Origin of the sequence: Bacillus sp. 522_BSPC, from assembly GCF_001076885.1 — a bacterium.
In the GTDB taxonomy this organism is placed as follows: Bacteria; Bacillota; Bacilli; order Bacillales; family Cytobacillaceae; genus Niallia; species Niallia hominis.
Genome location: NZ_JVDT01000107.1, coordinates 1 through 5,941, shown reverse-complemented (window position 1 = coordinate 5,941; position 5,941 = coordinate 1). Strand labels below are relative to the sequence as shown.

Annotated in this window: 9 protein-coding genes; all 9 read right to left on the bottom strand. The window is 35.6% G+C overall.

What is annotated here, in order from left to right:
• Window positions 1-116: 116 nt before the first annotated feature.
• Window positions 117-1,337 (bottom strand): ISL3 family transposase, encoded by a 1,221-nt coding sequence (locus ADJ83_RS08225; protein ID WP_081836520.1) that lies wholly within the window; start codon window positions 1,335-1,337, stop codon window positions 117-119.
• Between the two features lie 202 nt (window positions 1,338-1,539).
• The gene (locus ADJ83_RS08220; RefSeq protein WP_031540174.1) at window positions 1,540-2,136 is read right to left on the bottom strand and encodes a PP2C family serine/threonine-protein phosphatase; all 597 of its coding nucleotides are present in this window, start codon (window positions 2,134-2,136) and stop codon (window positions 1,540-1,542) included.
• Window positions 2,133-2,930 carry an RNA polymerase sigma factor SigB gene (gene sigB / locus ADJ83_RS08215; protein WP_031540173.1) on the bottom strand — a complete coding sequence of 266 codons (798 nt, stop codon included), beginning with the start codon at window positions 2,928-2,930 and terminating at the stop codon, window positions 2,133-2,135. The genes ADJ83_RS08220 and sigB overlap by 4 nt, the downstream gene beginning before the upstream one ends.
• Window positions 2,908-3,378 (bottom strand): anti-sigma B factor RsbW, encoded by a 471-nt coding sequence (gene rsbW, locus ADJ83_RS08210; protein WP_031540172.1) that lies wholly within the window; start codon window positions 3,376-3,378, stop codon window positions 2,908-2,910. Before rsbW ends, sigB begins: the two co-directional genes overlap by 23 nt.
• Complete coding sequence (locus ADJ83_RS08205) at window positions 3,375-3,707, bottom strand: anti-sigma factor antagonist (protein ID WP_031540171.1); 333 nt, start codon at window positions 3,705-3,707, stop codon at window positions 3,375-3,377. The genes rsbW and ADJ83_RS08205 overlap by 4 nt, the downstream gene beginning before the upstream one ends.
• A gap of 55 nt (window positions 3,708-3,762) precedes the next feature.
• Window positions 3,763-4,773 carry a PP2C family protein-serine/threonine phosphatase gene (locus ADJ83_RS08200; protein ID WP_031540170.1) on the bottom strand — a complete coding sequence of 337 codons (1,011 nt, stop codon included), beginning with the start codon at window positions 4,771-4,773 and terminating at the stop codon, window positions 3,763-3,765.
• 14 nt (window positions 4,774-4,787) lie between these two features.
• Entirely contained in the window at window positions 4,788-5,189 is a 402-nt protein-coding gene (locus tag ADJ83_RS08195) for an anti-sigma regulatory factor (RefSeq protein ID WP_031540169.1), read from the bottom strand.
• A 3-nt stretch (window positions 5,190-5,192) separates the two neighbouring features.
• Window positions 5,193-5,579: an STAS domain-containing protein gene (locus ADJ83_RS08190; RefSeq protein ID WP_268817899.1), complete on the bottom strand. Its 387-nt coding sequence runs from the start codon at window positions 5,577-5,579 to the stop codon at window positions 5,193-5,195.
• 107 nt (window positions 5,580-5,686) lie between these two features.
• Window positions 5,687-5,941, bottom strand: a 255-nt coding sequence (locus tag ADJ83_RS25985; protein ID WP_048717486.1) for a hypothetical protein, incomplete at its 5' end; no start/stop codon positions are given.

The window sequence follows — 5,941 nt, the reverse complement described above, 5'->3', positions numbered from 1 at the left end:
GGTTCTAAGTCAATTGTTGGGGTAAAATACTAGGCTACCGCGCTTAAGCTTGGTGGCATTTGTATGTTTGGAAGGTCTTAGACCCTCCAAACATACAAATGTTCATTCTCTAGTTTTTATCCAACATGTATTCCAATTCCCTTAAATTGATGTGTTAATAATATCTTGGCACGAAAGCGCTCAAAACTTCTAAATCCAAATGCGTTTCGTTTGATTACTTTGGTGGAATTGTTAATCCCCTCAAGAAAACCATTTGAGTAATTGTACACAAAGCTGTTGAGTATCTCCGTCTGCCAATTCTTGAATGTCTTTATTACATCAGACATCTCTAAAATACCTTCGGTTTTAAATCTTATTAAAAGTTGTTCGAGTTCATATTTGACCTTCTTAATTTGTGTGCTTCCAATTTCTTTAGCCCTTGTAAACCATGCTCGAAAGGCTTCTTTCAGTTCATAGGCCTGCTTTAATTCTTCCGACATAGATAGATATCTCTCTAGAAGCCAACGTTCTTCATTATTTAACTTATCTTTTGCTTTATGAAAGACATGTTTCATTCTCTTACACTTCTTACGATCATACGCATGAAAGTTTTGTTGGACACGTCGCCTAACCTTATCTAATGCCCAATAAATATATCGACAAAAATGAAACCTGTCCGCTACAATAACTGGTTTACCCAGAGCTTCTTGTACAGCTGCTTTAAAGGATGGACTCATATCCATGATTACGATTTGTACTTGCGCTCCATGTTTTTGAAGGTACCGTTTAATCGTTTTTTTATACCGATTTGGAAGAATGTCAATTGGTTCTCTTGTGATTCCATTAGCTATAATTAATTGATATTTCCCTTCCTTGGTATCGCCTTTGTACTCATCAATAGCTATCACTTTTGGCAGCTCTGTGACCGGATGAATTGCTTCTTTGGCTATTTGATCGAAACGACGAACAACTGTTGTTGGGGATGTTCCATAAACTTCTGCCGTCTCTTTATATGTTTTTCCTTTTATTGCTTTGATTGCAATTGCCTGGTTCCATTCGATCGTACTACGCTGATAACACTCTACAAACGTGTTCATTTCAGAGAATCGCTTTCCGCAAGCACAAACATATCTTCTTCTTTTATAGAACAACAGCGTTTTTCGTTCAAACCACTTCAAATGTTTGATTTTTTGAATGCGATAATCATGAATTCGATTGGTTTGACTGCCACACTTTGGACAACAGTGCGGTTTACGCTCCATCTCTACATAAACATGAATATATTCTCCTACTTCTTCTACGTTTTTTACCAGCACATCTTTTAATCCTGGAATAGAAATGTTAAAATTCATATACACGCATCTCCATTTCTTTACTTGTTTCTCGACAATTCAAGTATAAAAGAATTGGATGTATGCGTGTATTTTTTTGCATACAAATTGTAGGACAACCCCAACAAATATTATAGAGCCAAAAAAATAAATAAAGAGAGCTACTTTCAAAAGCTTGTTGATATAACCGACAGAAAAAAATATAATAAAACAGCAAAAAAAGCTTACTTTAAAGCAAGCTTCCCAATATAAAAGTAGAATCATCATCTGAATTATTATATTTTCCAACAATACTATCTGCTATGGAGCTAATAGGCAAATATCCTTTTAGCAAATTTTTTATTCCTTGAATATTAAATCCATCGGAAAAAACAAGGAATTTCGCATGATTTTCAAAGGTAAAACGTTGCGTATGATAATGTTGAGGTCTTCCTGATAAGTAACCCGTTACTGGGAGTGGATAAGTCAATTTGCCTGAAGGAGAATAAAGAAAGAATCGAATATTACCTACACAGCTATAAACAACTGTCTTGGTAGCATAGTTAATTTTGAAAACACAGACTGCCGCTCCTCTTTTCTTTATAAGAACATTGTTAGATAGTTCCATTAATTCCTCAACAGATTTCGCATGATTTTCTTTAATCATCTCGGTAACTGCAACGGATGCTTCATTTGCGTATTCGCCACTTCCAAGACCATCTGCTAATACACAAACAAAGTATTCATCCGTTGATGTATAAAAAAAACTATCTCCACAAAGGGTTTTCCCTTTCTTGCTAGTCTGATAGGCAAGTACATGGACATTATTATCTTTCAATTCATTCATAAGATAAACTCCGAATTATTGGACTCTGCCTGTATTGCTTCTTGGAGCTTTTTTATCGCTCTTCTTTGAAGCCTAGAAACATGCATTTGAGATATCCCGAGCTTTTCTCCAGCTTCCTTCTGACTAAGATTATCCAAATATGTATATTGAATAATACTTTTTTCTCGCTCCGTTAATACATGCAACACTTTTTCTAGCACTAGTTTTTGATTTACTTTTTCAAATCCTTGATCTACATCCCCCACAATATCTAAGAGAGTAACGGTTCCCCCTTCTGAATCTGCCTCAATCGAATGGTCAACAGATAAAGCCTGATAGCTTCTGCCCATCTCCATCGCTTCTAGCACTTCTTCCTCGGATACCTCTAGATAATCAGCAATTTCATTTACCTTTGGAGAACGCTGTAAATCGGTAGTAAGCTGTTCTACCGTTTTCTTTATTTTAGGTCCAAGCTCTTTAATACGCCTTGGTACATGAACACTCCACGTTTTATCTCTTAAAAACCGTTTAATTTCGCCAATTATAGTTGGTACAGCAAAGGCCTCAAAACTCTTGCCGAAGCTTTCATCATAACGTTGAATGGCTCCTATTAATCCAATAATCCCTACTTGTGCGATATCTTCGTGAAACATTTTCCCTTTAGAATATTTCCTTGCCAGCATTTCTACTAAATCACGATAATTTAAGACAAGTGCTTCCTGGGCTTTCTCATTTTGCGTCAGTTGAAATTCTTTAATTAATTCATTTACTTCTTCCTTTGATAAATGGCGATTAGGTTGAGATTGTTTCTGCATCCCTCTCCACCTGCTCTCCTTCGAGGTATTTAGTCATGAAAACAGTTACCCCGTTATTATGGTGAATCTTTACTTCATCCATTAATGTTTCGATTAAGTATAGGCCAAGTCCCCCTTCACGAAGAAATTCTACTGACTCATCCTGTTCATACGGACCTAAATCTTTGGTCGTAGAATGAAAGTCAAAACTCTTTCCATTATCGGCGACAATAACCTCTAGTCGATCATTATATAATCGAAACCCAATCAAAACATCTCCTGCGTCCTTATTCTTATACGCATGTTGCACAGCATTTGTACATGCTTCACTAGTAGCTATCTTTAAATCTTCAATTTCGTCATAGCTAAAGCCCATTCTGCTTGCAATCCCAGATAGTGTTAAGCGAATAATGCCAACATACTCTGGTTTAGAAGGGATTTTCATTTCGATGTACTCAAAATGACTCATTTGATTCCACCTTCTATCTTACTATTTATGTCTATAATATCTGCCAATCCAGTTATTTCAAATAGCCTGATTAAACGACTAGATAGACCAATCAACTTGAATTCACCATTGTTTGCTCGGACATTCTTAAATATCCCCACAAACACGCCTAAACCAGTACTGTCCATATAGTTAACATCTGATAAATCTATTACCATTTTTATTCCTTCTTTTTCAGAAAAGGAATAAATACGCTCTCTTAATTTCGGAGCTGTATACGCATCTATTTCACCAGAAACTTTAACTTCTACATCCAATTCTTTTTCCTTTACATCTATTATGATATTCATCCCGACCCACCTTTACATGATTACGATATTGTCTTTTACCCCATCGTTTACGGAGTTAAACTTTTCTTTTTAAAATAATTAAAGTAAAATCATCACGCAAATGAAATTCTTGAATTTTTTCTAATTCCATATAAACATTTTTGACAATATCTTGTGCATCTAAATGCATATGCTTTCTTATGTATCCTAGAAGAATTTCTTTATCAATAAAGCCTTCTTTCGTTCTGCTTTCTGTTACTCCATCTGACATTAAAACAATCATATCACCTGGATAAATTTCCTTTTCAAATTGTTGATATTTTGTCTTTTTATCTACACCTAGTAATAAGCCCTTTGTTTTAAGCTCACTAAACTGTTTTGTTTTCGCTTGATAATAAAGACCTGGTTCATGACCAGCCGATGCATAGTGAAATACATGCGACAATGTATCATATGCTCCGTAAAACATCGTAATGAACATACTAGGATCTACATTCTGCTCTACTACCCTATTTAAATTTTCTAATACATTGCTTGGTTTATTCCTATTTTCTGGGAGACTGTCCATTGCATACTTAATCATCGACATGCACATAGCAGCAGGAATTCCTTTTCCAATTACATCCGCGATGGCAATATTAATGATTTGATCATCATCATGAACGAAGTGATAATAATCTCCATTCATCATTTTTGCCGGAACACTGATTGCGCCAATATCCAACCCTTCTGCTTTTGGAATATCTGTACTTAATAATGTTTGTTGGACATTTGCAGCGATTTCCATCTCACTTCTTAATTCTTGCTGAACATGGCGAAGACTTTGATGTTCTCTATAAGCAAATCCATAGCCTATCATAACCTCTAAAAGAATATCAAAAGATTTCGTTACATATTCAGGCATATCCGGATATAAATCCACTAAAATAGATTTATGTAAACTGATTATATCTTCTGGTGATATTTTTTGTTCAATCGATTTCCTACTAAACTTTTGCCCTTGATAAAGCGCTTGTTCAGATTCATCTTTAATATAGTTCACAAGAAGATCTCGATACTTAGATTCCATCATTTCTCGGAAATCCATTATCTCTCTCCCCCTTATCTTAGCCACTTCACTGCCTGAATTTCTGTCCCCTCGCCTATAGAGGTTTTGATATCAAACGCATCCATCAACCGTTTTACTCCTGGTAATCCAGCACCTAACCCACCCGAGGTAGAAAAACCATCTTGCATTACTTGTCTTATATCTTTTATTCCAGGACCACTGTCTTTAGCAATTAGCTTCAAGCCCGCTTTCCCATTATCAAAAAGCTTCTCTATACAAATTTGCCCTTGTCCAGCATATAAATAGATATTTCTTGCAAGTTCACTAATCGCAGTAGTAATACGAGCTTGATCTACAATACCGAAGCCAAGCTCTCTTGCAATATTTCTACCTAATTGCCGAGCTGCAACGATGTCCCATTCATTTACGATTTTTACACAGGATTGGTCTCCCATAGGTCAATCCTCCAATTCCTGTTGTAATTTCTCCAAACCTTTTTCTAGATCTAAGGCAGTTAAAACATCGTTCAAACTGATACCTAGCTCTACTAAGGTGATGGCAACAGCAGGCTGAATCCCTGTCAGTACCACCTTAGCCCCCATTAGCTTCGACATACCGATAACATCACCTAATACTTTGGCAATAAATGAGTCTATAAAATCAATGGATGTTAAGTCAATCACTACTCCACTTGCACTCGTTTCATGGATTTTATTTAATAAATCCTCTTGAAACTGAAGGGCTGTTTGGTCATCTAATTCCCACTGAATGGATACTAGCAAATAGTCATACAGTTTTAATATTGGTATTCTCACTCTATTCACCCAAAACCAACCAACTTTCATTTAATATATTTTTACGTACTTCCTTTTCTTTTTTAGTTCAACTAAATGGACGAAAACCAATCCAAAACAAGCATTTCTTTTATACAATTTTGCCAAACAAAATAAAACTATCTTTCATCGAAAGATAAATATCCTGTATGCTCATTTCCATGATTTGATTGCTCGATGTTTTTAAAACAGCTTTCCTCCATTTTATCACATAAAGAGATACTTTCTATTTTCAAAAACTTATATATTGAAAAAACAGCGGTATTTTTGGAGACCACTGAAAAACTGATAGCTATTGATGATTGGTCATAACCGCCTTTTAAACTTAGAGTGTAAATTGTTTTCCGAGGTGACCACTTGCTTTCCATGGGGCG

Bases quoted from the DNA above. Each gene is read 5' to 3' on its own strand.
- ADJ83_RS08195 (WP_031540169.1), bottom strand. From the start codon at position 5,189: ATGGGAGACCAATCCTGTGTAAAAATCGTAAATGAATGGGACATCGTT.
- ADJ83_RS08220 (WP_031540174.1), bottom strand. From the start codon at position 2,136: ATGAATGAATTGAAAGATAATAATGTCCATGTACTTGCCTATCAGACT.
- ADJ83_RS08200 (WP_031540170.1), bottom strand. From the start codon at position 4,773: ATGGATTTCCGAGAAATGATGGAATCTAAGTATCGAGATCTTCTTGTG.
- sigB (WP_031540173.1), bottom strand. From the start codon at position 2,930: ATGCAGAAACAATCTCAACCTAATCGCCATTTATCAAAGGAAGAAGTA.
- rsbW (WP_031540172.1), bottom strand. From the start codon at position 3,378: ATGAGTCATTTTGAGTACATCGAAATGAAAATCCCTTCTAAACCAGAG.
- ADJ83_RS08190 (WP_268817899.1), bottom strand. From the start codon at position 5,579: ATGAAAGTTGGTTGGTTTTGGGTGAATAGAGTGAGAATACCAATATTA.
- ADJ83_RS08205 (WP_031540171.1), bottom strand. From the start codon at position 3,707: ATGAATATCATAATAGATGTAAAGGAAAAAGAATTGGATGTAGAAGTT.